This window comes from Pseudomonas sp. NPDC098747 (genome assembly GCF_044760045.1).
Classification (GTDB): domain Bacteria; phylum Pseudomonadota; class Gammaproteobacteria; order Pseudomonadales; family Pseudomonadaceae; genus Aquipseudomonas.
On sequence record NZ_JBIWAL010000036.1, the window covers coordinates 1 to 25,802 of the forward strand.

General features: G+C 58.8%; 23 protein-coding genes and 2 tRNA genes. 11 read left to right on the top strand and 14 right to left on the bottom strand.

Features of this window, described 5'->3' with window-relative positions; translation table 11 throughout:
- The 3 genes from ACIQVE_RS20020 to ACIQVE_RS20030 all read left to right on the top strand — a co-directional run.
- Positions 1–244: hypothetical protein (locus tag ACIQVE_RS20020; protein WP_402811256.1), on the top strand; the 244-nt coding region annotated here is incomplete at its 5' end.
- A 66-nt stretch (positions 245–310) separates the two neighbouring features.
- Positions 311–2,119, top strand: a complete 1,809-nt coding sequence (locus tag ACIQVE_RS20025) for a di-heme-cytochrome C peroxidase (RefSeq protein ID WP_402811258.1) — start codon at positions 311–313, stop codon at positions 2,117–2,119.
- Positions 2,116–3,276, top strand: a complete 1,161-nt coding sequence (locus ACIQVE_RS20030; protein WP_402811259.1) for a catalase family protein — start codon at positions 2,116–2,118, stop codon at positions 3,274–3,276. The genes ACIQVE_RS20025 and ACIQVE_RS20030 overlap by 4 nt, the downstream gene beginning before the upstream one ends.
- Here ACIQVE_RS20030 and ACIQVE_RS20035 read toward each other — a convergent pair whose 3' ends face one another.
- The 3 genes from ACIQVE_RS20035 to ACIQVE_RS20045 all read right to left on the bottom strand — a co-directional run bounded on the left by ACIQVE_RS20035 (position 3,277) and on the right by ACIQVE_RS20045 (position 5,038).
- Entirely contained in the window at positions 3,277–4,527 is a 1,251-nt protein-coding gene (locus ACIQVE_RS20035) for a hypothetical protein (protein ID WP_402811260.1), read from the bottom strand.
- A 340-nt stretch (positions 4,528–4,867) separates the two neighbouring features.
- Positions 4,868–4,944 (bottom strand) — tRNA-Asp (locus ACIQVE_RS20040).
- Positions 4,945–4,962: 18 nt separating this feature from the next.
- Positions 4,963–5,038 (bottom strand) — tRNA-Val (locus tag ACIQVE_RS20045).
- Between the two features lie 159 nt (positions 5,039–5,197).
- On the opposite strand from ACIQVE_RS20045, the gene rdgC reads away from it, so the two are divergent.
- The 3 genes from rdgC to sugE all read left to right on the top strand — a co-directional run bounded on the left by rdgC (position 5,198) and on the right by sugE (position 7,666).
- A complete protein-coding gene (gene rdgC, locus ACIQVE_RS20050) occupies positions 5,198–6,118 on the top strand; it encodes a recombination-associated protein RdgC (RefSeq protein ID WP_402811262.1) in 921 nt (306 codons plus the stop codon).
- A gap of 148 nt (positions 6,119–6,266) precedes the next feature.
- The gene (locus ACIQVE_RS20055) at positions 6,267–7,232 is read left to right on the top strand and encodes a bile acid:sodium symporter family protein (protein WP_402811264.1); all 966 of its coding nucleotides are present in this window, start codon (positions 6,267–6,269) and stop codon (positions 7,230–7,232) included.
- Between the two features lie 119 nt (positions 7,233–7,351).
- Entirely contained in the window at positions 7,352–7,666 is a 315-nt protein-coding gene (gene sugE / locus ACIQVE_RS20060) for a quaternary ammonium compound efflux SMR transporter SugE (protein ID WP_402811266.1), read from the top strand.
- Between the two features lie 122 nt (positions 7,667–7,788).
- Here sugE and ACIQVE_RS20065 read toward each other — a convergent pair whose 3' ends face one another.
- The 4 genes from ACIQVE_RS20065 to ACIQVE_RS20080 all read right to left on the bottom strand — a co-directional run bounded on the left by ACIQVE_RS20065 (position 7,789) and on the right by ACIQVE_RS20080 (position 12,595).
- The gene (locus ACIQVE_RS20065) at positions 7,789–9,663 is read right to left on the bottom strand and encodes an MFS transporter (RefSeq protein ID WP_402811268.1); all 1,875 of its coding nucleotides are present in this window, start codon (positions 9,661–9,663) and stop codon (positions 7,789–7,791) included.
- 99 nt (positions 9,664–9,762) lie between these two features.
- Positions 9,763–10,914: a TDT family transporter gene (locus ACIQVE_RS20070; RefSeq protein ID WP_402811269.1), complete on the bottom strand. Its 1,152-nt coding sequence runs from the start codon at positions 10,912–10,914 to the stop codon at positions 9,763–9,765.
- Positions 10,915–11,031: 117 nt separating this feature from the next.
- Positions 11,032–11,343 (bottom strand): cupin domain-containing protein, encoded by a 312-nt coding sequence (locus ACIQVE_RS20075; protein WP_402811271.1) that lies wholly within the window; start codon positions 11,341–11,343, stop codon positions 11,032–11,034.
- A gap of 52 nt (positions 11,344–11,395) precedes the next feature.
- On the bottom strand, positions 11,396–12,595 hold the full coding sequence (locus ACIQVE_RS20080) for an MFS transporter (protein WP_402811272.1): 1,200 nt from the start codon (positions 12,593–12,595) through the stop codon (positions 11,396–11,398).
- A 91-nt stretch (positions 12,596–12,686) separates the two neighbouring features.
- Here ACIQVE_RS20080 and ACIQVE_RS20085 point away from each other — a divergent pair, with 91 nt between their 5' ends.
- Entirely contained in the window at positions 12,687–13,229 is a 543-nt protein-coding gene (locus ACIQVE_RS20085; protein WP_402811274.1) for a TetR/AcrR family transcriptional regulator, read from the top strand.
- A 233-nt stretch (positions 13,230–13,462) separates the two neighbouring features.
- A complete protein-coding gene (locus tag ACIQVE_RS20090) occupies positions 13,463–16,933 on the top strand; it encodes a NahK/ErcS family hybrid sensor histidine kinase/response regulator (protein ID WP_402811275.1) in 3,471 nt (1,156 codons plus the stop codon).
- 111 nt (positions 16,934–17,044) lie between these two features.
- Here ACIQVE_RS20090 and rmuC read toward each other — a convergent pair whose 3' ends face one another.
- The gene (gene rmuC / locus ACIQVE_RS20095; protein ID WP_402811341.1) at positions 17,045–18,409 is read right to left on the bottom strand and encodes a DNA recombination protein RmuC; all 1,365 of its coding nucleotides are present in this window, start codon (positions 18,407–18,409) and stop codon (positions 17,045–17,047) included.
- 175 nt (positions 18,410–18,584) lie between these two features.
- Positions 18,585–18,908 carry a sel1 repeat family protein gene (locus ACIQVE_RS20100; protein ID WP_402811277.1) on the bottom strand — a complete coding sequence of 108 codons (324 nt, stop codon included), beginning with the start codon at positions 18,906–18,908 and terminating at the stop codon, positions 18,585–18,587.
- 1,037 nt (positions 18,909–19,945) lie between these two features.
- Here ACIQVE_RS20100 and ACIQVE_RS20105 point away from each other — a divergent pair.
- From ACIQVE_RS20105 to ACIQVE_RS20115, 3 genes are all read left to right on the top strand, one after another.
- Positions 19,946–20,170, top strand: coding sequence for a hypothetical protein (locus ACIQVE_RS20105; RefSeq protein ID WP_042558329.1), 225 nt, complete (start codon positions 19,946–19,948; stop codon positions 20,168–20,170).
- Between the two features lie 275 nt (positions 20,171–20,445).
- Positions 20,446–20,928, top strand: a complete 483-nt coding sequence (locus ACIQVE_RS20110; RefSeq protein WP_402811279.1) for a hypothetical protein — start codon at positions 20,446–20,448, stop codon at positions 20,926–20,928.
- Between the two features lie 146 nt (positions 20,929–21,074).
- A complete protein-coding gene (locus ACIQVE_RS20115) occupies positions 21,075–22,346 on the top strand; it encodes an OmpP1/FadL family transporter (protein WP_402811281.1) in 1,272 nt (423 codons plus the stop codon).
- Between the two features lie 124 nt (positions 22,347–22,470).
- Here the strand turns inward: ACIQVE_RS20115 and ACIQVE_RS20120 are convergent, their stop codons facing one another.
- The 5 genes from ACIQVE_RS20120 to ACIQVE_RS20140 form a co-directional block, all read right to left on the bottom strand.
- Entirely contained in the window at positions 22,471–23,031 is a 561-nt protein-coding gene (locus tag ACIQVE_RS20120; RefSeq protein WP_402811282.1) for a glutathione peroxidase, read from the bottom strand.
- Between the two features lie 54 nt (positions 23,032–23,085).
- Positions 23,086–23,208 (bottom strand): hypothetical protein, encoded by a 123-nt coding sequence (locus tag ACIQVE_RS20125; protein ID WP_402811283.1) that lies wholly within the window; start codon positions 23,206–23,208, stop codon positions 23,086–23,088.
- On the bottom strand, positions 23,205–24,413 hold the full coding sequence (locus tag ACIQVE_RS20130) for an MFS transporter (RefSeq protein ID WP_402811285.1): 1,209 nt from the start codon (positions 24,411–24,413) through the stop codon (positions 23,205–23,207). Before ACIQVE_RS20130 ends, ACIQVE_RS20125 begins: the two co-directional genes overlap by 4 nt.
- Before the next feature lie 52 nt (positions 24,414–24,465).
- On the bottom strand, positions 24,466–24,870 hold the full coding sequence (locus tag ACIQVE_RS20135; protein ID WP_402811287.1) for a MarR family winged helix-turn-helix transcriptional regulator: 405 nt from the start codon (positions 24,868–24,870) through the stop codon (positions 24,466–24,468).
- A gap of 200 nt (positions 24,871–25,070) precedes the next feature.
- A complete protein-coding gene (locus ACIQVE_RS20140; RefSeq protein ID WP_402811289.1) occupies positions 25,071–25,802 on the bottom strand; it encodes an adenosylcobinamide-GDP ribazoletransferase in 732 nt (243 codons plus the stop codon).

Sequence of the window (25,802 nt, forward strand, 5' to 3'; positions counted from 1 at the left end):
TAAGCAGGGCTACCGCAGCATCAAAACGATGCTGTTTCATGCTATTTCCTTGTTCATGCGCCGAAAGGGCAATCGAGTAAAGCCGCGAGCTTATCAGGCCGCCACGACCAATGGCTACCGGAATGAGAGCAGGAATCTTCCGATAAGTTCAGGGATTAAAACGCATTGGGGGGCAGACACGATGAAGCTTCTGTCATCTGTCGCCGACAACAACCGACTCGCCTTGCCACAACATCTGGCGTAATGGCCACTTGCCACGCGAGGTCAGGCTCAGGCATAACAGCGCAACAATTCGACAAGGACGTTTAACTTGCGCCTCTTACTCCGTGTGCTGATCCTGATCGCGCTACTGCTGGGACTCGTTCTGGCGGTGGTTTTGTATTACGTCGCCAACCCGAAATTACCCTTCTATACCCCCGCCCAACAGGTGCATTACCTGAATCAGTGGACGGAACAAGAGCGACAAACCTATTACTTCACGCCCCAGGGCACACAGGTCAAAGGGCTGCGCTATGAGTGGTTCCAGGCACTGGAGTTGCCATTTTCGGAGCAGCGTTTCGCCTCCCCTGAATACCTCGCACGCTTTGGTTTTCTGATTGATCCGCAACAGAAAGCGACGCCGAATAATCCTGGCAACCTTCCAGTCGGCTTCGCACGACACCAGAATCCTGGCAACTCCGCGCAATATCTGGACATAACTTGCGCGGCTTGCCATACCGGTGAATTGCGTTTCAACGGCCAGGCTGTGCGCATCGACGGCGGCACGGCACAACATGTCCTGCCTTCCAGCGTTCCTACATTACGCGGTGGCAGTTTCGGACAGGCATTGGTCGCCAGTCTGACCTCGACTTACTACAACCCATGGAAATTCGAACGCTTCGCGCGCGGTGTTCTAGGCGATGACTACGACGCTCGCCACGAACAGTTGCGCAAGGATTTCAAAGCCTCGCTGAACACCTTCCTGAAAGTCGCCTGGAACGACACTCATCGCGGCCTCTACCCAACCGAGGAAGGCCCGGGCCGTACCGATGCGTTCGGGCGAATTGCCAATGCGACATTCGGCGACGCTATATCGCCCGCCAACTACCGTGTGGCCAACGCACCCGTGGACTACCCACAGTTGTGGGATATGTGGACGTTCGACTGGGTGCAGTGGAACGGTTCGGCGCAACAGCCGATGGCCCGCAACATTGGCGAGGCTTTGGGCGTCGGTGCGACCCTGAATTTCTTCGACGCCAACGGCCAGCCGCTGCAAGGCGAGGATCGCTACGCCTCCAGCGTGCGCGTGAGGGATCTGCATAAAATCGAGGAAACCCTGCAACGCCTGCAACCGCCCGCTTGGCCTGAAGACCTGTTCGGTGCCGTCGACAAGCCGCTGGCCACAAAGGGCCGTGCGTTGTTCGCCGAGAACTGTGCCAGCTGCCACGTCCCGCGCAAGACTCAGGAAGGCGAGCGCTGGGTCCAGCATTTGCACATGCTGCCCGTGGATGTCATCGGTACCGATCCGAACGCGGCGAACAACATTGCCAGCCACCGTTTCGACCTGACAGCCCTGCAATGGGATCTGCAGGAGCTGGCAAAAATGGACGTGAAACTGCATCCATCGCCCCAGGAACCGCTGGATCTGGGCCAGTTGTCCGTGGCAAAAGGCCTGGCGTACGTCACCGCATTCGTCGAAAACCGCGCTTATCGCGAGGCAAATGTCAGCCCTGAAGAGAAACCACGCCTCGACGGCTTCGGTCTGCCCATCGGCGTGCGCGAAAAGGTCGCCTATAAGGCACGCCCGCTGGCCGGCGTCTGGGCCACCGCGCCGTTTCTGCACAACGGTTCGGTGCCGAGCCTTTATCAGTTGCTGTCGCCACAGGATGAGCGCGCGACCACCTTCTATAAAGGCACCTTCGAATACGACCCGCGGCACCTGGGCTATCGCACCGAAACCTTTACCAATGGTTTCCTGTTCGACACGCGCATCAGCGGCAATCGCAACAGCGGCCATGAGTTCCGTGCGGGCGAACGTGGCAACGGCGTCATCGGCCGCCTGCTGCAACCTGAAGAGCGCTGGGCGTTGCTGGAATACCTGAAAGTCCTCGGCGGCCCACTGGAGGCGCAATTGCCATGATCTCGACCTTCAAGAAAGAATTGCCGCTACTGGCTCGAATCTGGTTGTGGCTTGGGCGGTTGCTAGGCAAAACCTTGCTGATCTTGCTCATCATCGGCGTGCTCGGCTGGGCCGTCGCCACGGCCTGGTTTGCCTGGCAGCATCGCGGCCCGGTGTCGGCACTGGAGCAGATCCCGGCCGATGAAGCAGGCATGACTCAGGACGTGATCCAGACGGCCGTACGCATTGTCGATCAACATCGCGAAGGCACGCGCTATCTGCGCGATGCTCACGCCAAGGCGCACGGTTGCGTAAAGGCTGAAGTGAAAGTTCTGCCGGAACTCGCTCAGTCGTTGCGACAAGGCGTGTTCAGCGAGCCGGGTAAAACCTGGCAGGCGATGATTCGCTTGTCCAACGGCAACGCCTATCCGCAGTTCGACAGCATGCGCGACGCCAGAGGCATGGCAATCAAGCTGTTCGAGGTGCCCGGCAAACAATTGCTCGGCAACCGCCAGCAGCACGAGCAAGACTTCGTAATGTTCAGTCACCCGAACTTCTTTGTCAGCGATGTCGCCGAATATCGTCAGAATGTGTCCGCACAGGCTGACGGCAAAAAGGTCATGGCATTTTTCCCCGGATGGGATCCGCGCACCTGGCAAGTCCGGCATTTGTTTATCGCCCTGGCAACCTTGTCTCCGGCACCCGCGAGCCCTACAGGTACTACGTATTTCTCGGTTTCGCCGTATAAATTCGGCGAGTCCAACGCCAAGTTCAGGGTGACACCGGATCCCGACAATTGCCCGGCGTACGCCCTGCCCCGGCAAAATCAGGATCTGCCGAATTTCCTGCGCAGCGCCTTGACTCAGCAGTTGTCGACGGATCGCGTCCCCGCGTGTTTTGTGTTGCAGATCCAGCGCCAGGACGCCAACCGATACATGCCGATCGAGGACACCAGCATCGAGTGGCGCGAGCGCGATGCTCCTTTCGAAACCGTGGCGCGCATTACGCTCCCCCCGCAGGACTTCGACACCCCGGCGCTGAATCTGGCGTGCGACAACCTTTCGTTCAACCCCTGGTTTGGTATTGAGGCGCACCGGCCGATTGGCGGAATCAATCGATTGCGCAAAGCCGTCTATGAAACGATCAGCGACTACCGCCATCAGCGCAACCGAGAATAATTATTCTGCCAATTCTGTGTTTCCAGAATCCGTTGCGGTTGACGGCCAGACCTTGCCAACAATCGGCCAGGTCAGGCTTGGCAAGAGAACACTCAAGTCTCCCGCCGCTGCGACTTTGTCGACGAACATTCGTGGGGTTGTAGCGCCCGAGATCATGCTCTGCTCGAAGTCTTGTTCCAATTCAGCAATCAGAGTCTGGGCGAGAACTTCAGCTCGGGAAAACTTCAAAACAGCCCCATCGGGGGTAATCAAAAACAAATGATGCCGGGGTGCCGCGACCAGCCGTTCGAGCCCGACTTTCAGGTCAGCGGGAGAGTAAAAATTTTTGTAGAGTTCGACGTCCTGAGGCGGCAGACGATCGGGATTCGTTGGCTTGATCGAGTGGTAGAAGCCATGTTCCCGGAATCCTTCGGGCAACAGGGGATTGCCGTGGACATCCTTGGGAAAGAGCACAGCGCGGTCGAAACTGGCGTAATCGCTGGCACTGGCAGCAGTGACTAGAAATTCATCGCGCAGAAGATGTTTGAGAACAATGCCTACAGCTTGTGCTGTAGACGGCCAATCCTGTTGCTTCATGCGCAGATAAGCCGCAACTTTGGTGACATTCTGCACGACTGGTCCGCAAATCGGCATCAGTTGGACAGGCGCATTCTTTATCTGATTTCCCGGGACAACATTCCATTTCCAGCCAGCCTGAAGGCTGCCACGGCGAGACCAAAGTGCACCCGCTATCCCGCTGTTGACCACCATGGCGACTTCACCAGCCCCGATAGCCAATAGAATCCAGACGCTGGCCGGAATCACTCCTCCTTCATAGAGTCTCTGGAACAACTGGGATTTTCCGTCTGGCTTTTTTGCAATTTGTCGGGCTAGTTCACCCTCGAATTCCGATGCTTTCGAGGTGTAGGAGATAAGGCCATTCTCACCTGCGGACAGATAGCACCTGGAATACTGGCGATTTCGATTCATGACGTTCCACAAATCGGTACATGAGAAAAACCACCTGCGGTACCTAAACTCCGCACCGGGCTCTGTAACGCCCTGTTTTAAAGGGGGATGCAAATGGAAACTGGCTTCGACGCTGTAACCCGTCGGAGCCCTCAGTCGCCCCATCCGCCCCTCGGATACGGAGAGTGGAGTCTCTTGCGCACTTGCGCCTTGTTCATTTTTACCTGATTTCGCCGCGTTGGTGTCCACGAACTCGGCGCAAAAATATTGTCCGTGATGATTTTTCAGGATGTACCAGAGCACCTCGGTATTGGGCTCGAACTATAGCCCATGCAGACAGGCGGCAGCGTCATCACACGTCAAGAAGGGCGGATTGCGCGCAAGAATCGTCTTGTCGAGCAAGGTTTCGGCACGTATTTCAGGTGGGGAATTGTTCATATGCTCAGTCTCTCGGTTAGCAAGTGAAAGAATTCACGACCATGGGGGTCATGAAAAGCTTTGCGCATTGTCCGAAAGCGGCGTGCCTGGCAGGCACTACATAGATATATGCAGCGAAGAAAAGTCAAACGCCAGACAGCAAAAAGCCCGCACTAGGCGGGCTTTCTGTGGCGATCTGGCGTTCAGTGTTCCAGATTACCGAATATGGCGCAGCGGACGGGACTCGAACCCGCGACCCCCGGCGTGACAGGCCGGTATTCTAACCGACTGAACTACCGCTGCGCGTAACACTTGAACGAATGGTGGGTGATGACGGGATCGAACCGCCGACATTCTGCTTGTAAGGCAGACGCTCTCCCAGCTGAGCTAATCACCCTTCGCTTCGGTGTGGCGCGCATTCTACGGAGCGACCCCACCTCTGGCAAGCACTTTTTTAAATAATTTTCTCAGGCCTTCCAAAGGCTTAGAGAAGGGTTGGCCTATGCCACGGCGAAGACAATAATGCCCCCCTTTGTATAAAGGAGAGACTCACCCCATGTGGTTCAAAAACCTGCTTATCTATCGCCTGACCCAAGACCTGCCTGTCGATGCCGAGGCGCTGGAAACTGCACTGGCCACCAAACTGGCGCGTCCATGTGCAAGCCAGGAGTTGACCACCTACGGTTTCGTCGCGCCGTTCGGCAAAGGCGAAGATGCTCCACTGGTGCACGTCAGCGGTGATTTCCTGCTGATTTCTGCGCGTAAAGAAGAACGCATTCTGCCGGGCAGCGTCGTACGCGACGCGGTCAAGGAAAAGGTCGAAGAGATCGAAGCCGAGCAGATGCGCAAGGTCTATAAGAAGGAACGCGATCAGATCAAGGATGAAATCATCCAGGCCTTCCTGCCGCGCGCCTTTATCCGTCGTTCGTCGACTTTCGCTGCCATCGCACCGAAACAGGGTCTGATTCTGGTCAACTCCGCCAGCCCGAAACGCGCCGAAGACTTGCTGTCGACTATGCGCGAAGTAATCGGCACCCTGCCCGTTCGCCCGTTGACCGTAAAAATGTCGCCTACCGCGACCATGACCGAATGGGTCACCACCCAGAAAGCCGCCGACGACTTCTATGTGCTGGACGAGTGCGAACTGCGCGACACCCACGAAGACGGCGGCATCGTGCGTTGCAAGCGTCAAGACCTGACCAGCGAAGAAATCCAGCTGCACCTGAGCACTGGCAAAGTAGTCACTCAACTGTCGTTGGCCTGGCAGGACAAGTTGTCGTTCATGCTCGACGACAAGATGACCGTAAAACGCCTGAAGTTCGAAGATCTGTTGCAGGATCAGGCGGAACAGGACGGTGGCGAAGAAGCCCTGGGCCAACTGGATGCCAGCTTCACGCTGATGATGCTGACGTTCGGCGACTTCCTGCCGGCACTGGTTGAAGCGTTGGGTGGCGAAGAGACTCCGCAGGGGATCTAAAGCCTTGTGAAGTCCACCTGTGGGAGCGAGCTTGCTCGCGAAGGCGACTTGTCAGCCAACATTTAAGTTGAATGACACACCGCTTTCGCGAGCAAGCTCGCTCCCACAATTCGTTTTGTGTTGTTCTCTCAATAATAAGGAACAAGCCATGCGCGCACTGGCTGCACTCAGCCGCTTTGTCGGCAATACCTTCGCTTACTGGGTTCTGATTTTCGCCGTTGTGGCCTTCCTGCAACCGGCGTGGTTCCTCGGCCTGAAAAGCGCGATCGTGCCGCTGCTCGGGCTGGTGATGTTCGGGATGGGCCTGACCCTCAAACTCGACGACTTCGCCGCTGTCGCCCGCCAACCCTGGCGGGTGGCGCTGGGCGTAGTCGCACATTTCGTGATCATGCCGGGCATGGCGTGGTTGCTCTGCCAGATTTTTCATCTGCCTCCGGAAATCGCCGTCGGCGTGATCCTGGTTGGTTGCTGCCCGAGCGGCACGTCGTCCAATGTGATGACCTGGCTGGCCCGCGGCGATCTGGCGTTGTCGGTGGCCATCGCCGCCGTCACCACCCTCCTCGCTCCGCTGCTGACCCCGGCGCTGATCTGGCTGCTGGCCTCGGCGTGGTTGCCGGTGTCGTTCATGGAGCTGTTCTGGTCGATTCTGCAAGTGGTGCTGTTGCCGATCGTTCTTGGCGTGGTTGCGCAGCGTTTGCTGGGTGACAAGGTTCGTCATGCGGTGGATGTATTGCCGCTGGTGTCGGTTGTAAGCATCGTGATCATCGTGACTGCGGTAGTGGCGGCCAGTCAGGCGAAGATTGCCGAGTCCGGCGTGTTGATCATGGCGGTGGTGATGCTGCACAACAGCTTCGGTTATCTGCTGGGGTACTTCACCGGACGCCTGTTCAACTTGCCGCTGGCGCAACGCAAATCGCTGGCACTGGAAGTGGGGATGCAGAACTCGGGATTAGGCGCCGCGCTGGCCAGTGCCCACTTCTCGCCGCTGGCGGCGGTACCGAGCGCCTTGTTCAGTGTTTGGCACAATATTTCCGGGGCGTTGCTTTCAACGTATTTCCGGCGAATGAGTGAGAAGGAAGATCGCGAAACGTTGGCACAACAGGCGGCTGACTGACCGCAGAACTTGATCCCCGGGTTAATGCTCGTCAATATGTGGCGCAACGCGGGGACGACCCTGCGGCTCGATCGAGCTATTAATCTGGGGACGACCCCGTCAATCGATGGAGGTTTTTCATGTCCTGGATCATTCTGTTTTTCGCCGGCCTGTTCGAAGTCGGCTGGGCCGTCGGCCTGAAATACACCGATGGCTTCAGCCGCCCACTCCCCACCGCACTGACCATTGCAGCCATGGCTATCAGCCTTGGCTTGCTGGGCCTTGCGATGAAGGAATTGCCGTTGGGCACGGCTTATGCGATCTGGACGGGCGTCGGTGCCGTGGGCACGGTGATTGCCGGGATCATTCTGTTTGGTGAGTCGATGGCGTTGTTTCGGCTGGCCAGTGTGGCGTTGATCATTGCTGGTTTGATTGGCCTTAAGGTCAGCGCTTAGGCCACTGGCCCCATCGCTGGCAAGCCAGCTCCCACAGGTTCGTTGGTGTACACAAATCAGGTGTTCACCGAAGATCCCTGTGGGAGCTGGCTTGCCAGCGATGAGGCCAGCACAGTCACCGACTATCTAACGGTGCCACGCAACTCCCCCACCAACCCCTGCAACTTCAACGGCTCAGCCGCTTCCACAGCAACCGCAGAACCCGCCACCAGCGTCACCCGCGACCACAACCGTCGAAACACGCCTTTGTTCGGATCGCGACTGAAGAAACTCCCCCACAACCCCTGCAGTGCCAGCGGAATCACCGGCACCGGTGTCTCTTCGATAATCCGCGTCAGCCCGCCCTTGAACTCATTGATCTCACCATCGGTCGTCAACTTGCCCTCAGGGAAGATGCACACCAGCTCACCGTCCTTCAGATACTGGGCGATCCGGCTGAAGGCCTTTTCGTAGATCTGAATGTCTTCGTTGCGTCCGGCAATCGGAATCGTCCCCGCCGTGCGGAAGATAAAGTTCAGCACCGGCAGATTGTAGATTTTGTAGTACATGACGAAGCGAATTGGCCTACGCACCGCGCCGCCGATCAGCAACGCATCGACGAACGACACGTGATTGCACACCAGCAACGCCGCGCCTTCATCGGGGATCGCTTCGAGGTTGCGATGTTCAACGCGGTACATGGAATGGCTGAGCAGCCAGATCATGAAACGCATGCTGAACTCAGGGACGATCTTGAAGATGTAGGCGTTGACGCCGATGTTGAGCAACGACACCACGAGGAACAGTTGCGGGATCGACAGTTCGACCACGCTCAGCAGCACGATCGACACGATGGCCGACACCACCATAAACAGTGCGTTGAGAATGTTGTTGGCCGCGATTACCCGTGCCCGCTCGTTCTCGGCAGTGCGCGATTGAATCAACGCGTACAGCGGCACGATGTAGAAACCACCAAAGACGCCCAGGCCGAGAATGTCGAACAGCACCGCCCAAGTGTGGCCGAAACTCAACACTTCAATCCAGCTATGGCCGGTGACGCTGTCGGGAATTCCCCCGGAGTGCCACCACAGCAGCAGGCCGAACACGGTCAGACCGAACGAACCAAACGGCACCAGACCGATCTCGACTTTGCGCCCGGAAAGCTTCTCGCAGAGCATCGAACCCAGTGCAATACCGACCGAGAACACCGTAAGGATCAGGGTCACCACGGTTTCGTCACCGTGCATCCATTCCTTGGCGTAGGCCGGGATCTGCGTCAGATAAATCGCCCCGACAAACCAGAACCACGAGTTGCCGACGATCGAGCGCGACACCGCCGGCGTCTGGCCCAAACCGAGTTTCAGGGTGGCCCACGACTGGCTGAAGATGTTCCAGTTCAGGCGCATGTCCGGGGATGAGGCCGCCGCGCGAGGAATGCTGCGACTGGCCAGATAACCCAGCACCGCAATGCCGACGATGGCGATCGACACCAGCGGCGCATAGTGGGTCGACGACATGATGACCCCGGCGCCGATGGTGCCGGCAAGAATCGCCAAAAACGTGCCCATCTCCACCAGACCGTTGCCGCCGACCAGCTCTTCTTCGCGCAAGGCCTGCGGCAGGATCGAATACTTCACCGGCCCGAACAGCGCCGAGTGAGTACCCATGGCGAACAATGCCACCAACATCAGCGACAGATGATCGAAGAGGAAACCGACGGATCCCACAGCCATGATGGCGATTTCCGCCAGTTTGATCAGACGGATCAGCGCGTCCTTGGCGAATTTCTCGCCGAACTGCCCGGCCAGCGCCGAGAACAGGAAGAACGGCAGGATAAACAGCAACGCACACAGGTTGACCCAGATCGAGCGGTCACCTTCGATGGTCAGCCGATAGAGAATGGCGAGGATCAGCGACTGCTTGAACACGTTGTCGTTAAACGCGCCGAGCGACTGCGTGATGAAGAACGGCAAGAAGCGCCGGGTGCGCAGCAGGTTGAACTGTGAGGGGTGACTCATCTTCCGTGTTTCCCTGATGTTTAAGGTAGAGAGGCCTGGATACTGCTTATTGGAATCCCGATCGGCGATCCAGGCCACACCTTACCTAAACTTTTCAGGTTATTTCTTCAAACCTGCAATGCACGGCGAGACAAACAGCTCACCGCGCCACGCGCCTTGCACGGTGCGCTTGCCGACAATCAGCCACATCACCGCCAACAATGCCACCAGCATGCAGCCGACCACGCTGAAAAATCCGAGGTTCAGCGTACTGGCGAGTTTCAGGGTCGCCAGCGAATACACGCCCAGCGGGAAGGTGAAACCCCACCAGCCGAGGTTGAACGGAATGCCGTCACGCAGGTAGCGCACGGTAATCAGTAACGCCATCAACATCCACCACAGACCGAAACCCCACAGCGTGATCCCGGCCACCAAGCCAATGCCCGAAGCGATTTCGCCAATGCCCGGCAGCCCGTTTGCAGCGAAGATCGCCGGCGCATCAGCGCCGAGCAGCAACATACCCAGCGCACCGGTGCCGATCGGCCCGAGGGCCAGCCAGCTCGATGCGGCCATATTTTCGTGGGGCAGTTTGTGCAGGGCCATGCGCAACAACAGGATGGTCAGAATGCTGAACGCCACCGGCAGGGAAAATGCCCAGAGCACGTAGCTTGTGGTCAACACCACCAGTTGCGAGTGGGCATCGGTCAGGTGCGGTGCGAGCAGACCACCACTCGCCGCCGCGACTTCTGCTGCCACCACCGGCAACAGCCAAACGGCGGTCATCTGGTCGATGCTGTGCTCCTGGCGGGTAAACATCATGTAGGGGATCAATACGCCACACGCCAACGACATCGCCACATCGATCCACCACAACACTTCGGCAAGCTGAATCACACCCTCGCCCCAACGCGGTAACCCGAACAGCAGAAAGCCGTTAATGATCGTCGCCAGGCCCATGGGAATGGTGCCGAAGAACATCGAAACGGTGGAGTGCCCGAAAATCCGCCGCGCCTCGTCGAAGAAAAGAATCCAGCGGGCGGCGTAAGCAACAGTAAACAGGGTGAACAACAGGATGTTGAACAGCCACAGCCCTTCAGCCACAGCGTGTAAACCGGGGATCGCGACCGGCAAATTCGCCAACGCCAGTGCCAGCACACCGGTACCCATGGTTGCGGCGAACCAGTTCGGGGTGAATTGGCGGATCACTTCACGCGGGTGCTGAAGTTGGCTCAACGGCTTGAAGCCGGGTTTGGCTGTATTGGGGCAAATCATCATGAACTCCTGTCCTCTGGTGAGGTTGAGTTCATGGTAGATCCGAATCGAATATCTATATAACGGGTAATATCTCTAACTGTTATCTGCTTTATAGATAAGCAGTTAGATAAGCAATCAGACGCTGCCTTCGCTTTCGATCACCAGAATCCGCGCCACGCCCTGCGGATGCGCAACATGCTCAGTACCGACCGAGGCGTAGAAAATGTCTCCGACCTCCAGCAATACCTGCTTCTCTTCGCCCTGTTCGCGAAAGCGCATCTGCACCTGCCCATCGAGTACCACGAAGACTTCCTCGCCATCGTTGACGTGCCATTTATACGGCTGATCAGTCCAGTGCAGGCGCGTGGTGATGCCGTTCATGTTGGCGATATCGAGTGCGCCCCAGGCGCGGTCGGCGGTGAAGGTTTTGCTGCGAATAATCTTCATGAATTGATCCGTTGGCAGAGTGGCTGGGCAAGGCTAACCGAAAGCGCGGTGGTTATGGAGCGCCGCACACCTTGGCCGGTCGAGCGCGCAGGCTGAGCAACAGCGCTGCAACTGCCAGTAAGATCAGCACCGCGCCATAGACATCGGTCGTCGCGAGCAGCCCCAGGCGATGGGTGAAATGCCCTGCCAATAGCGCCGGCAAGCAAAACGCCAGATAACTCAGCACATAAAACGCCGACAGCAGACCCGCCCGCTCATGGGGCAAGGCCAGCGGTACGAGGCTGCGCACCGCGCCGAGAAATCCGGCACCGAAGCCACAACCGGCCACCAGTGTGCCAAGGAAGAACAGCGACAGGCTGGCGCTGTGCACACCGAGCAGAATCAATACCAAGCCCATCGGCAGCAAGCTTGCGCCCAACTGCAGGGCGCGAGTGGCGGGACGATTGCGCAGGGTGAAGATCATCAGTGCCCCGGTCACGGTCAATGCCGCCACGGTCGCGCCGCCGATCAGGTTGGACGTCGAGCCTGTGGCGGTGCGCACCAGCGACGGTGCGAGTGAAGCGTAAAAACCACCGAGCGCCCAGGTCGCGGTGTTCAGCGGTAAGACGCGCCATAACGTTGCGCGAGCCTGAACCGGTACATGCAAGGTCGGCCGCAATGACGCCCACGCCCCGGCTTGCGGGGTGACGCTTTCGGGCAGCTGCCAGACATACAGCGCCTGCACCACAAACAGCGCGAGCAGTAACCAATAGGTCAGTTGCAGCGGCGCCGGCGCGAACTCGGCCAACAAGCCACAGCCCATGCCGCCCAATGCCATGCCCAACAATGGCGCGACGCTGTTGATCAACGGCCCTTGCTGACGGTCGATGTCGAGCAATGTGGCGCTGAGGACGGCGGTCGCCATGCCGGTGGCGAAGCCTTGCAGCACGCGCGCGCTGATCAGCCACGTCACGCTGTCGGCGCTGATGAACAGCAACATCGCCAGCGCGTTGAGCAACACGGCGGTGAAGATCACCGGTTTGCGTCCCAGATGATCGGAGAGTGAACCGACGGTTAACAGCGCCGCCAACAGACTCAGGGCGTAAACGCCGAAAATCAGGGTCAGCACCGCTGCCGAGAAGTGCAGTTGATCCTGATACAGGTGATACAGCGGCGTCGGCGCGGTGGAAGCAGCGAGAAAACTGAGTAAGGTGATCGCCAGAAACCACAAGCTGGGACGGTTGGACTCTAATTGGGACTGGGGGCTAATCATGGGCACACTCCGCAAAAGCTAATTTTTTGCTTTTGCGGAGTGTGCTACCGCCCAACGCTTAAAGCAAATTCTTTGTGTTAAGGTCTGACGCATGGCTATTAAAGAAGGTTTACGCCCCGGCGGTCGCAGCGCCCGGGTGCAAGAGTCGATACATTCGGCAGTCCGCGCGCTTCTACAAGAACAGGAGCGTTCTACCGTGACCGTCCCGCAGATTGCGGCGCGTGCGGGCGTTACACCGTCGACGATCTATCGCCGCTGGGGCGATCTGGCGGCGTTGCTGGCCGACGTCGCTCTCGCCCGCATGCGCCCCGACAGCGAGCCGGCCGAAACCGGAGGCCTGCATAGCGATATCCGCGCATGGGCCGAGCAATATCTCGACGAGATGAGCTCCGAGCCTGGACGCAACATGATGCGCGACGTGCAGGCGAGCGCCACGCCGGGGTATTGCGTGGCGATCATCGGCGCGCAGTTGCAGACCATTATCGAGCGCCATGCCGATGAGGCGGCGCCCAGTGTTGATCGGTTGATCAATCAGGTGGTGGCGCCAGTGGTGTTTCGGATTCTGTTTTCGGCGACGGCGCTGGAGGTGGATGAATTACACCGATTGATTGATATCGCCCTGAGACAGGACTGACGCCTTCGCGAGCAAGCTCGCTCCCACAGGGGGGATTGGTGAATGACACAGATCCAATGTGGGAGCGAGCTTGCTCGCGAAGAGGCCTGCCCATTCACCACAAAACCCGCCAGTTCCATTCCTGCGACACCCCGCCACGCCACGACCTTGGTCGACACTGACTAACCGCCGCGCGCATGCGAGACTGTTCGCCCGGGCAGGAGTGCCGGGGAGTCTTTCGTCGGGAGTGTTGCATGTCGTTGTCCACCGGGCTGATCGCCGCCGTCGCCCTGGCCTATATGGCCATCATGTTCGCCATCGCCTTCTACGGCGACCGTCGCAGCACACCGTTGCCGCCGCGGGTACGCGCGTGGGTGTACAGCCTGTCGCTGGCGGTTTATTGCACCAGTTGGACATTCTTCGGCGCGGTCGGCCAGGCGGCTGAACAGTTGTGGTCATTCCTGCCAATTTACCTCGGGCCGATCCTGCTGTTGGTCGGCGCGCCGTGGGTCTTGCAAAAAATGGTGATGATCAGCAAACAGGAGAACATCACCTCTATCGCTGACTTCATTGCCGCGCGCTACGGCAAATCACAATCGCTGGCGGTCGTCGTCGCGCTGATCTGCCTGGTCGGCGTCCTCCCCTACATCGCGCTGCAACTCAAGGGCATCGTCCTCGGCGTGAACCTGTTGATCGGTGCCGGTGCCGATGCGATGGGCACGCGCGCCCAGGACACCGCTTTGATCGTGTCACTGGTGCTGGCGCTGTTCACCATCGTCTTCGGCACGCGCAACCTCGACGCCACCGAGCACCACCGCGGCATGGTGCTGGCGATTGCCTTTGAGTCGCTGGTCAAGCTGTTCGCTTTTCTCGCCGTCGGCGCGTTCGTCACCTATGGCCTCTACGACGGCTTCGACGACCTGTTCAATCAAGCGATGCTCGCGCCACGCCTCGAGGAATACTGGAAAGAAACCATTAATTGGCCGTCGATGGTGGTGCAGACCGGCGTGGCGATGATGGCGATCATCTGCCTGCCCCGGCAGTTTCACGTCACGGTGGTCGAGAATATTGATCCGCAGGATCTGCGCCTGGCCAAATGGGTGTTCCCGGCCTACCTCGCTTTGGCAGCACTGTTTGTAGTCCCTATCGCTTTGGCCGGTCAGATGCTGCTGCCGAGCGACGTGCTGCCCGACTCGTTCGTGATCAGCCTGCCACTGGCCCAGGCCCATCCGGCGCTGGCGATGCTGGCGTTTATCGGCGGTGCGTCGGCGGCCACCGGCATGGTGATTGTCGCCAGCGTGGCGCTGTCGACCATGGTCTCCAACGATATGCTGCTGCCGTGGTTGCTACGTCGTAACAACGCTGAGCGCCCGTTTGAAGTGTTCCGCCAGTGGATGCTGTCGGTGCGCCGTGTGAGCATTGTGGTGATTCTGTTACTGGCGTACGTCAGCTACCGCCTGCTCGGTTCTACGGCGAGCCTGGCGACCATCGGCCAGATTGCCTTCGCCGCCGTGACCCAACTGGCGCCGGCCATGCTCGGCGCGCTGTACTGGAAACAGGCCAACCGACGCGGCGTGTTCGCCGGTCTCGCCGCCGGCACTTTCCTGTGGTTTTACACGCTCGTTTTGCCGATTGCCGCCCACAGCCTCGGCTGGTCGCTGAACAGCTTCCCGGGGCTGGCGTGGCTGCACAGCAACCCGCTGGACCTGCCGATTAGCCCGTTGACCCAAGGCGTGGTGTTGTCGCTGGCCGGCAACTTCACGCTGTTTGCCTGGGTCTCGGTGCTGTCCCGCACCCGGGTGTCGGAGCACTGGCAGGCCGGGCGTTTCATCGGTCAGGAAATCAGTGCCCGACCGAGTGCGCGATCGATGCTGTCGGTGCAGATCGACGATCTGCTGCAACTGGCGGCGCGGTTTGTCGGTGAGGAACGCGCTCGCCAGAGCTTCATTCGATTCGCCTACCGCCAAGGCAAAGCCTTCAACCCGAACCAGAATGCCGACGGCGAATGGATCGCCCATACCGAACGCCTGCTGGCCGGTGTCCTTGGCGCTTCTTCGACACGCGCGGTGGTAAAAGCCGCCATCGAAGGTCGGGAAATGCAGTTGGAGGACGTAGTCCGAATCGCCGACGAAGCCTCGGAAGTCCTGCAATTCAACCGTGCGCTGCTACAAGGCGCGATTGAGAACATCACCCAAGGCATCAGCGTGGTCGATCAGTCGCTCAAACTTGTCGCCTGGAACCGACGCTATCTGGAGCTGTTCAACTACCCGGACGGCTTGATCAGCGTCGGTCGGCCAATCGCCGACATCATTCGCTACAACGCCGAGCGCGGCTTGTGTGGACCCGGCGAGGCGGAAGTGCATGTCGCGCGACGTTTGCACTGGATGCGCCAGGGCCGCGCGCACACCTCCGAACGCCTGTTCCCCAACGGACGGGTGATCGAGCTGATCGGCAATCCGATGCCCGGTGGCGGCTTCGTCATGAGTTTCACCGACATCACCGCGTTCCGTGAAGCCGAACAGGCGCTGACCGAGGCCAACGAAGGCCTGGAACAACGGGTCAGCGAGCGAACCCAGGAACTGTCGCAACTCAACGTCGCGCTGACGGAAGCCAAGGGCACCGCCGAAACCGCCAACCAATCGAAAACCCGCTTCCTCGCAGCGGTCAGCCATGACTTGATGCAGCCGTTGAACGCCGCGCGACTGTTCTCCGCCGCCCTCTCCCATCAAGACGACGGGTTAAGCAGCGATGCGCAGAAACTGGTGCAGCATCTCGACAGTTCGTTGCGCTCGGCCGAGGATCTGATCAGCGATTTGCTGGACATTTCCCGCCTGGAAAACGGCAAGATCAATCCCGATCGCAAGTCCTTTGCGGTGAATGAACTGTTCGACATTCTCGGCGCCGAGTTCAAGGCGCTGGCCCATGAGCAAGGTTTGACCTTCCGTGTGCGTGGCAGCCACATGCGCATCGACAGTGACATCAAGTTGTTGCGGCGTATTCTGCAGAACTTCCTGACCAACGCTTTCCGCTATGCCAAAGGCCCGGTATTACTCGGTGTTCGGCGGCGCGGCGGGAAGTTGTGCCTGGAAGTATGGGATCGCGGACCGGGCATTCCGGAAGACAAGCAACAGGTGATTTTCGAGGAATTCAAACGTCTCGACAGCCATCAGACGCGCGCGGAAAAAGGACTGGGGCTCGGGCTGGCAATCGCTGATGGTCTGTGTCGCGTGCTCGGCCATACCCTGCGCGTACGCTCGTGGCCGGGGCGCGGCAGTGTGTTCAGCGTTACGGTGCCGTATGCGCGCACGCAAATCGTACCGGCCAGCGCTGCCGCCGAGATTAGCGGCAAGTTGCCGAACGGCGCGCAGGTGCTGTGCATCGACAATGAAGACAGCATTCTGATCGGCATGAACAGCCTTTTGAGCCGCTGGGGCTGTCAGGTCTGGACGGCACGCAATCGCGAGGAATGCGCAGCGTTGCTCAATGATGGGGTGCGGCCGCAATTGGCGCTGGTCGACTATCACCTGGACCACGGTGATACCGGCACCGAGTTGATGGCGTGGTTGCGAACGCGACTTGGCGAGCCGGTGCCGGGTGTGGTGATCAGCGCCGACGGGCGGCCGGAGATGATTGCGCAGGTGCATGCGGCGGGGCTGGATTATCTGGCCAAACCGGTGAAACCGGCGGCGTTGCGGGCGTTGTTGAGTCGGTATCTACCGTTGTAAACGTATGACTTGGGTCTTATAGCGATACCGCTGACGTCTTCGCGAGCAAGCTCGCTCCCACAGGGTATAGCTGATCCTTGTGGGAGCGAGCTTGCTCGCGAAGCTTTTGGGTCACTCCGGTAGTTCTGCCAGACCGTCCACATCCGTCATCGCCCGCTCAAGCAAGTCTGCCGGCAAGCTTTTACTCGCCCGTGCACCCAGCAGCTTGAGCTGTTCACTGCGGCTGACCAGGTTGCCGCGCCCTTCTGTCAGCTTGTTGCGCGCCGAACTGTAGGCTTTGTCCAGTTGTTGCAGACGATTACCCACCTCGTCCAGATCCTGAATGAACAACACGAACTTGTCGTACAGCCATCCGGCGCGCTCGGCGATTTCCCGGGCGTTCTGGCTCTGGCGCTCTTGCTTCCACAGGCTGTCAATGACTCGTAATGTGGCCAGCAACGTGGTTGGGCTGACGATCACGATATTGCGGTCGAACGCCTCCTGAAACAACGAGGGTTCGGCCTGCAATGCAGCCGAAAACGCCGCTTCGATCGGTACGAAGAGTAAAACGAAATCGAGGCTGTGCAGGCCTTCCAGGCGTTTGTAATCCTTGCCGGCCAGGCCTTTGACGTGATTACGCAGGGACAGCACGTGCTGCTTGATCGCTATCTGCCCTAGGGCGTCGTCCTCGGCCGCGACGTATTGCTGATACGCCGTAAGACTGACCTTGGAGTCGACCACAACCTGTTTGTCGCCCGGCAGATAAATGACCACGTCCGGCTGGAAACGCTCGCCATCCGGGCCCTTGAGGTTGACCTGCGTCTGGTACTCGCGACCCTTCTCCAGGCCTGCGTGTTCCAGCACGCGCTCGAGAATCAGCTCACCCCAATTACCTTGGGTTTTCTGACCTTTCAGGGCACGGGTCAGGTTGGTGGCTTCGTCACTCAAGCGCAGGTTGAGCGCTTGCAAACGCTCCAGCTCCTTGGCCAGCGAAAAGCGCTCGCGAGCCTCGGCCTGGTAGCTTTCCTCCACGCGTTTTTCGAAGGATTGAATGCGTTCTTTCAACGGATCGAGCAATTGGCCGAGGCGTTGCTGGCTGGTTTCGGCGAAGCGCTGTTCACGTTCGTCGAAGATCTTGCCCGCCAGTTCGGCGAACTGCGCACGCAATTCATCACGCGAGCCTTGCAGATCGTCGAGGCGTTGTTGATGGCTTTCCTGCTGTTCGCGCAGTTCGGCGCTCAACGAAGCCGCCTGAGCGTCGAGGCGGCGCAGTTCGGCTTCCTTGTTGGCGCGTTCCAGGTTCCAGGCATGGGAGGCGTCACGGGCGTCGTCACGCTCTATCTGCAACAGTTCGACTTCGCGGCGCAAGGCTGCCAGTTCTGCTTGTTTAGCGGCGTTGGCCTGACCGAGGTCGGCGATTTCATCGCGGCCGGCGTCCAGTTGAGCGTTGAGCCCGTCCTGCGCCAGTTGCGCCATGGCCAGCCGCTCTTCCAGCAAGGCCACCTGCGCTTGCCCGTTGCTTGCCCGGCGTTGCAGTTGCCAGGCCAAAGCCAACAACGGCAGCCCTGCGCCTGCGAGACCGAGCAATACGCTGGTCAAGTCCATAGCCATAGCGACTCCTGCCGATCGATTAAAGCCTGAAGGGTAACCAAGGTGTCAGAACTTGGACAGCTCAGTCTTCGAGCCGTCCGAGTTCCTGCTGGGCGCGATGATCACCGGCGCGAGCAGCCTGTCGCAGCAGGTCCTGACCGATGCGGCGATCGCGAGCATTACCACACTCGCGGCACATCAACTGGCCGAGACGACTCTGCGCGGCCACCACGCCTTCGCGCGCTGGTTGCTTGAGCAAGCGGCCGGCAAGGTGCTTGGCATTATGGCTTTCGCTCAGGCGCGGACTGTCGAGCAGCCATTCGGCCACGCGCACGGAAAATCGCTTGGGCGGGATAACAAGAGGGGGTTGTGAGGTAACAGGGTCTGATACTGAGCGAAACTTCATAAAGCACTGTGGGACAGATCGGAAGGCGCGCCACTCTACTCTCTTTTTCTTACAGGTAAAGTCGAAAAAAAACCCGGCACGCCCGTCCTAGAGCAAGCGCTCGGGACAATCCACAGAAGCTGTGGATAAGTCAGTGGACAACCGTCCTCCAACCCTCGCAAAGCCTTATGGAATGGGGCCCGCAGTCAAACTGACGATTTTTTCACCAACAAAAAAAAGCGATGTTTTTCATTGACTTAAACTTTCGTTGCAGGCAGCCACCAAGGTCAGGTTTGATGTGACAGTGTCGTTACAGCCTGTGCAACTAATGTGCACAAGTACCTGTTACCCGGTTATATCGATGCGCTTTTTCGGGTCGTTTTGCTCCTCAGGCTGGGGATAAGCGGCTTTTCCACAGGAAGCGCGCACCGTTTTGTGGCGACGAAAGGTCAACCAGGCATTTCTTTTGTTATCCGGTTACCGCATTCGCGAGCAAGCTCGCTCCCACAATGGGCTGCGTTTTCCTGTAGCAGTGAGCCTGCTCGCAATAAGGCCAGCAATGCCACCCCAGGATTTTCTTGCTGAGCACAATCTTTTTTGGCGCAGGGTTTGCTTTACCAATTTCGATCCGTTACTATCCGCGGCGTTAGTACCAAGCTGAAAGTCAATCCCGGTCGAACATATCCCCAACGGTGAGCCTTCTATCAAGAAGCCTTATCGAAAAAGCGGGTACGACCTCTCGATGGTTTCCAGGTAAACCTTGCGACAACACAGCCTTTGATCATGCAAAGGGTGTTGCGAAGACCACTTACTCTGACCGAACCAACCTGCAAATTGATCAGGATCTTCACCCCGGGCCCAGAACCTTTGCCCTTGATGTGCTGCCTGTCCTCCTAAGTACCTACCTGCCAGCCCAAGCGCGCCAAATTATCAGCGCTTCAAACTGGCTGCTTTGTTCCAGTCGGGTTCTTCGTTCGACCAATGGTGGTCGACGTTACTGGAACGTTTTAACGTTGCACGGTTCTTATCCGTGTCATTTGTAGGAACACCTAATAACTATGTCGACTCAAATCCACACTCAGGACGCCATTCGCGCCCTAACCAACGCTTTTGCTCCAATGAACTGCCTGATCATGGCCGCTCGCAAAGGCTGCTTCAGCTTCACACTGGTCAACGAACACGGGATCGCCCGCCACAGCGAGCGTCTGTATCCCGATCAGTACTCCAGCGCCGAACCGCTGCAGGCTGTCATTGATCGTACTCGTCAGGCACTGGTTGCCTGAGAGCCGAAAAGACTGCAAGAAGCAAAAGCCTCGCTTAAAACGCGGGGCTTTTTATTGCCTGATGTTTCACTTTTGAGTCTTGGCGCTTAAGCACCATCGGATATAACGGTTATAACTGGCAGCCGGAAATATTTTAAAAACAGGCCTTTACGTCGCGAATATGACACTACACTTCAACTCAAGCGGCGTGATCCGCTTCCGGCGAGCCTGAGTCGATCCACCGCTGCCAAGGCCCCTTCAGGTATCGCCGCCCAATAACAAGATCCGAGGGCTTTATGGGTATCGCTGCCAGCGAACTGTGCCGCTACGTGATCCGCCCTACGCTGATTTATCTGGGACGTCACTGCGCAACCGCCGAATCCCTGTTGCTGGGCATCGCCGCCAGCCAATCCGCCCTCGGCTCCGCCCTGCATGACCGCCGCGGGCACGGCCTCTACCGCATTGCCGAGCATCGCCATCAGGCACTGTGGGATGACTATCTGGCGCTCGATCCGGAGCGTGCCAGCCTGGTCCGCGGACTCGCCAGCCAACACGCGTTTCTCAGCGGACCGCACCTGGAATTGACCGTCAATCTGCGTTACGCCACCGCCATCGCCTGGCTGCTGGTCGAACAACAAAACCCTACCCTCCCCGACTCGAACGATTTGCTCGGCATGGCGCGAATCTGGCGTCAGACCTTTCAGCCTCAAGGTCGTCTACGTGATTTCACCTGCGCCTGGCAGACTTGTGTTTCGCCGCTGAATCAAGTCGCTTGCTGACCCGCCGGTTTCACAAGATCGCTCAACGCGCAGCGAATCTGGTCTGATTGTCCTACAAAACCGCTCTAACTCAAGGTATACAGGCTATAGCGCTGGGACGAAAATGTTGGTAATTTTCGCCCCGGTGATCACCAGGAGTTCTAATAATGAAAAAAGTAATGCTCAAAACCACCCTTAGCCTTGCCGTTACCTTGGCATCCACGCAGATTTTCGCCGCTGGCTTTGCCATCAACGAGCACAGCATTAGCGGGATGGGGACTGGGTACGCCGGGCGATCTTCTTCTGCCGATGACGCAAGCACTGTTTATGGCAACCCTGCCGGCATGTCGCGCATCAAGCGCGAACAAGTGACCGGCGGCGCTGCATTCCTCGACGCTTCGACCGATATCAGCAACACCAGCTCCAGCCCGAACAGCGGGAGCAACAAAGGCGACATGGTGCCCTTCACCGCCGTACCTATGGGTTACTACGTCAAGCCAATCGACGATCACTGGGCATTCGGTTTCGGCGTTTACGTGCCGTTCGGTCTGATTACCGACTACGAAAACAACTTCGCCGGCCGTTACTTCGGCAGCAAGTCGGAAGTGCAAGTCATCACTTTCCAACCGACCATCAGCTACGCCTTCAACGACAAGGTGTCGATCGGTTTCGGTCCGACCATCAACCGCATCGACGGGTCACTGGAATCCAACCTGTCAATCACCCCAGCCTTCCCCGACGGCAAGGTCAAGATCAAGGGTGACGACACCGCGCTGGGCTACAACATCGGCGTGCTGGTACAAGCCACCGACTCCACCCGCGTGGGTCTGACTTACCACTCGAAAGTCGACTACAAGCTCAAAGGCGACACCAAGGTCAACTACGGCGTACTCGGCTTGGCCGGTCTGAGTACCAGCCAGAAGTACGACGCGTCGCTGAAAATCACCACGCCTGAGTCGGTGGATCTGTCCGTCACTCAAGCGATCAACGATCAGTGGACTGTTTACGCCGGTAGCACTTTCACCCGCTGGAGCCAGCTGGAAAAAATCACCGTCGAGAACTCCGGTGTTCAGCCTGCACTGGCCGGTCAGTTCAGCGAGATCAACGAAGACCAGAACTGGCACGACTCCTGGGCTTACGCCATCGGTACTTCGTACCAGTTGAACAAGGAATGGGTACTGCGTACCGGTCTGACCTTCGACCAGTCGCCGACCAACAACGTCGACCGTTCGCCACGCATCCCAACTGGCGACCGGACAATCTTCAGCATCGGCGCCGGCTGGAGCCCGACCGAAGACCTGACCATCGACGTCGCTTACTCGTACCTGAAAGAAGAGGCGGTCAGTATTCGCAACGAAAACAACCGTGGCCAGACTTACAACGCCAAGTATGAAAACTCGGCAAATGGCTTCGGTGTCGGCGCTACTTACCGCTTCTGATGCTGTAGGGCGGAGCTAACCTCCCGCCCACATAAAAAGCCCCGCTCTCTTTGCAGAAAGCGGGGCTTTTTTGTGCCTGCGTGTTTATCACCTGAGACACCACAACTCCCACAGTAAATCCAGATCAGGGAGTGCGCGGTTTTGAGGCGATGGCTTTCTCGATCGCAGCAATAAACTCCGGATCATCCGGTTTGGTCAGGCTGGAGAAGTTGGCGACCACTTTGCCCTGGCGATCCACCACGTACTTGTAGAAATTCCACTTCGGCGCGCTGCTCTGCTCCGCCAATACCTGGAACAGATGCGTGGCATCATCGCCGCGGACTTTTTGTGGCTCGGTCATGGCAAACGTCACGCCGTAGTTGGCGTAGCAGACCTTGGCGGTTTCGACGCTGTCCTTGGACTCCTGCTTGAAGTCATTGGAGGGCACGCCGAGCATTTCCAGGCCCTGCGCCTTGTAGCGCTGATTAAGCGCTTCAAGGCCTTCGAATTGCGGCGCAAAACCGCAAAAGCTCGCGGTGTTGATCACCACCAGCGGTTTGTCGGCGTACTGCTTGCACAGATCGATGGATTCCTTGGCACGCAACTTGGGCAGAGAGCCTTGCAACAATTCCGGACAGTCAGCGGCCTGGGCCAGGCCAGTCAACGCCATCAGCAACGCGGGAACAGCACACCAACGCATCAGCATCTCGAACATCCTTGAGCAATCGTCAGTCTTTGAAGTTACTCGCCAAGCCTGCTTCTAGCAAATACTCATGCCCAATTGCATCAAGGCCAGGCCACCCTGATGCCAGCCCCACCACACCAGCGCCAGCAATGCGCCAGCCAATGCGGTAAAAGCGATTCGCGGCCAGAGCCGGCTCATGCGGCGCTCGCACGAGGTTGCAGGCGCTCGACCGGACGCTCGCGCACCGGCCAGTTCAACGCCGCCGCCAGCACACTCAGAAGCACCGCCACTTGCCAGATCAAGTCATAACTCCCGGTACGGTCATACACTACCCCGCCCAGCCAGCCGCCGAGGAACGAGCCGAGCTGATGGAACAGGAACACGATACCACCGAGCATGGACAGATTTCGAACGCCGAACAAGGTCGCCACCGTGCCGTTGGTCAACGGCACGGTCGACAGCCACAGGAAGCCCATCGCCATACCAAACAGATACGCCGTCGTGGTCGTCACCGGCAGCCACAGGAACAGCACGATCACCACCGCGCGCATCAGGTACAACGCCGTCAGCAAACGCGGTTTGGACATACGCCCACCCAACCATCCGGCCGTGTACGTACCGAAGATATTGAACAGCCCGATCAACGCCAGCACCGTAGTGCCGACGGTGGCCGGCAGATGTTGATCGACCAGGTAGGCCGGCAGGTGCACGCCGATAAACACCACCTGAAACCCGCAGACGAAAAAGCCCAACGCCAACAGCCAGAAGCCCGAATGTGAACAGGCTTCGCGAAGGGCTTCGGAAAGCGTCTGCTCATGGCCCAGTACCGGCAGCGGCTTGTCCTTGAGCATGCTCACCAGCGGTACAATCATCGCCACCAACAGGCCCAACACCAGCAACGCGACCGACCAGCCGAGCCAGCCAATCAGCCCAAGCGTGCCCGGCAACATGGCGAACTGGCCGAAAGACCCGGCGGCACTGGCAATGCCCATGGCCATGCTGCGTTTCTCCGGCGGCACGGCCCGACCGACTACGCCGAGGATCACCGAGAACGACGTGCCGGAGAGGCCGATACCGATCAGCAGCCCAGCGCTCAATGACAGCGTCAGCGGCGAGTCGGACATGCCCATGAACACCAGGCCCACGGCGTAGAACACACCGCCGACCAACACCACTTTCGCCGCGCCAAAACGGTCGGCCAGCGCGCCGGTAAATGGCTGCGCCAGACCCCAGATCAAATTCTGCAAAGCAATGGCGAAGGCGAACACCTCACGCCCCCAGCCAAATTGCGCACTCATCGGTGACAGGAACAGGCCAAAGCCGTGTCGCACGCCCAATGACAACGCCAGGATCAACGCACTTCCCAGCAACACCCAACCGCACGTACGCCACATCGATGTCATTGTTATTCTCCAGTCGCGGGTATATACCCGCTTGAGTTCGAACAAACTGGCATCAAGCCAGTTCGTCGAGCAATTTCAGCAAGGTTTCACGCTTCTCGGCGCCCAGACGATCGATCAATCGCTGTTGTGCCGCTTCCCAGGCTGGCAAGGCCGCTGCCAGCCGTTGCGCGCCGGCTTCGGTGAGGCAGACGATGCGGTTACGCATGTCTGCGCCCTCGGCCAGCGCCACCAGCCCTTCGCCTTCCAGCACCCGCAAATTGCGCCCGAGGGTGCTGCGATCCAGGCCCATGGCTTCGGCGAGTTCCGAGATACTCGGTTGATCCAGACGCTGCAGATTGCACAGCAAAGAATACTGGGCAACGTTGATCCCGAAGCCGTCGAGAGCGCCGTCGTAATGCCTGCTGACGCCACGAGCGGCGCGACGCAGGTTGATGCACAAACACTGAGAAGAAAGCATGATGCGTGTATATACCCGCGACTGTGTTAAATCAAGTTACATGTGGTTTTGCAGTAACAATTCCAGCGCCTGACAAGCCGCCATCGCTGGCAAGCCAGCTCCCACAGAGTTTGCAGGTTTCACAAATTTCGCAAATACCCCGCAACACCTGTGGGAGCTGGCTTGCCAGCGATAGGGCCAGTCCAGTCAGCGCTAATCTTTCAGACCAACGCCAACCCCACCAGCACCGCCATTTCCAGCAATTCCAGCAAGGCCCCGGCCGTATCCCCGGTCGTCCCCCCCAACCGCCGCATCATCACATGCCGCAGCCAGATAAACACGCCGACCGCTACCAGCAGCGCAATAATCGCGGTGAACCCTGCAAGCGCCACACTGGCCAGCGCGCTGACCCCAAGCACCCACCAACCCGCCTTGCGCGGCAGATGATCGGCCAGCGCCTGGCCCAATCCACCCGCGCGCACGTACGGCGTGGTCAGAAACAACCCCAACAACGCCGCCCGCCCAAGGAGCGGCGCGATGATCAACACCAAGCCTTGCTGCTGCTCGATCAGCGCCAGCAACGCGGCAAACTTGAGCAGCAACACCAGCACCAGCGTCACCACCGCAATCGGCCCGCTGCGCGGATCTTTCATGATCGTCAGCGTACGTTCGCGATCACCGAAGCCGCCGAGCCAGGCATCGGCGCTGTCAGCCAGGCCATCAAGGTGCAACGCGCCACTGAGCAATACCCAAATCGTCAACAGCAATGCCGCATGCAGCAGCAACGGCGCGCCTGCCAACGCCAGGTTCAGCGCCCACAGAATCACGCCGAACAGCAGCCCCACCAGCGGATAGAACAATAGCGAACGCCCAAGTTGTTCGGGCTCGGGCATCCCCGGCAGCCGAATCGGCAGACTGCTGAGAAATTGCAGGGCGATCCACAGCGGCAGCAT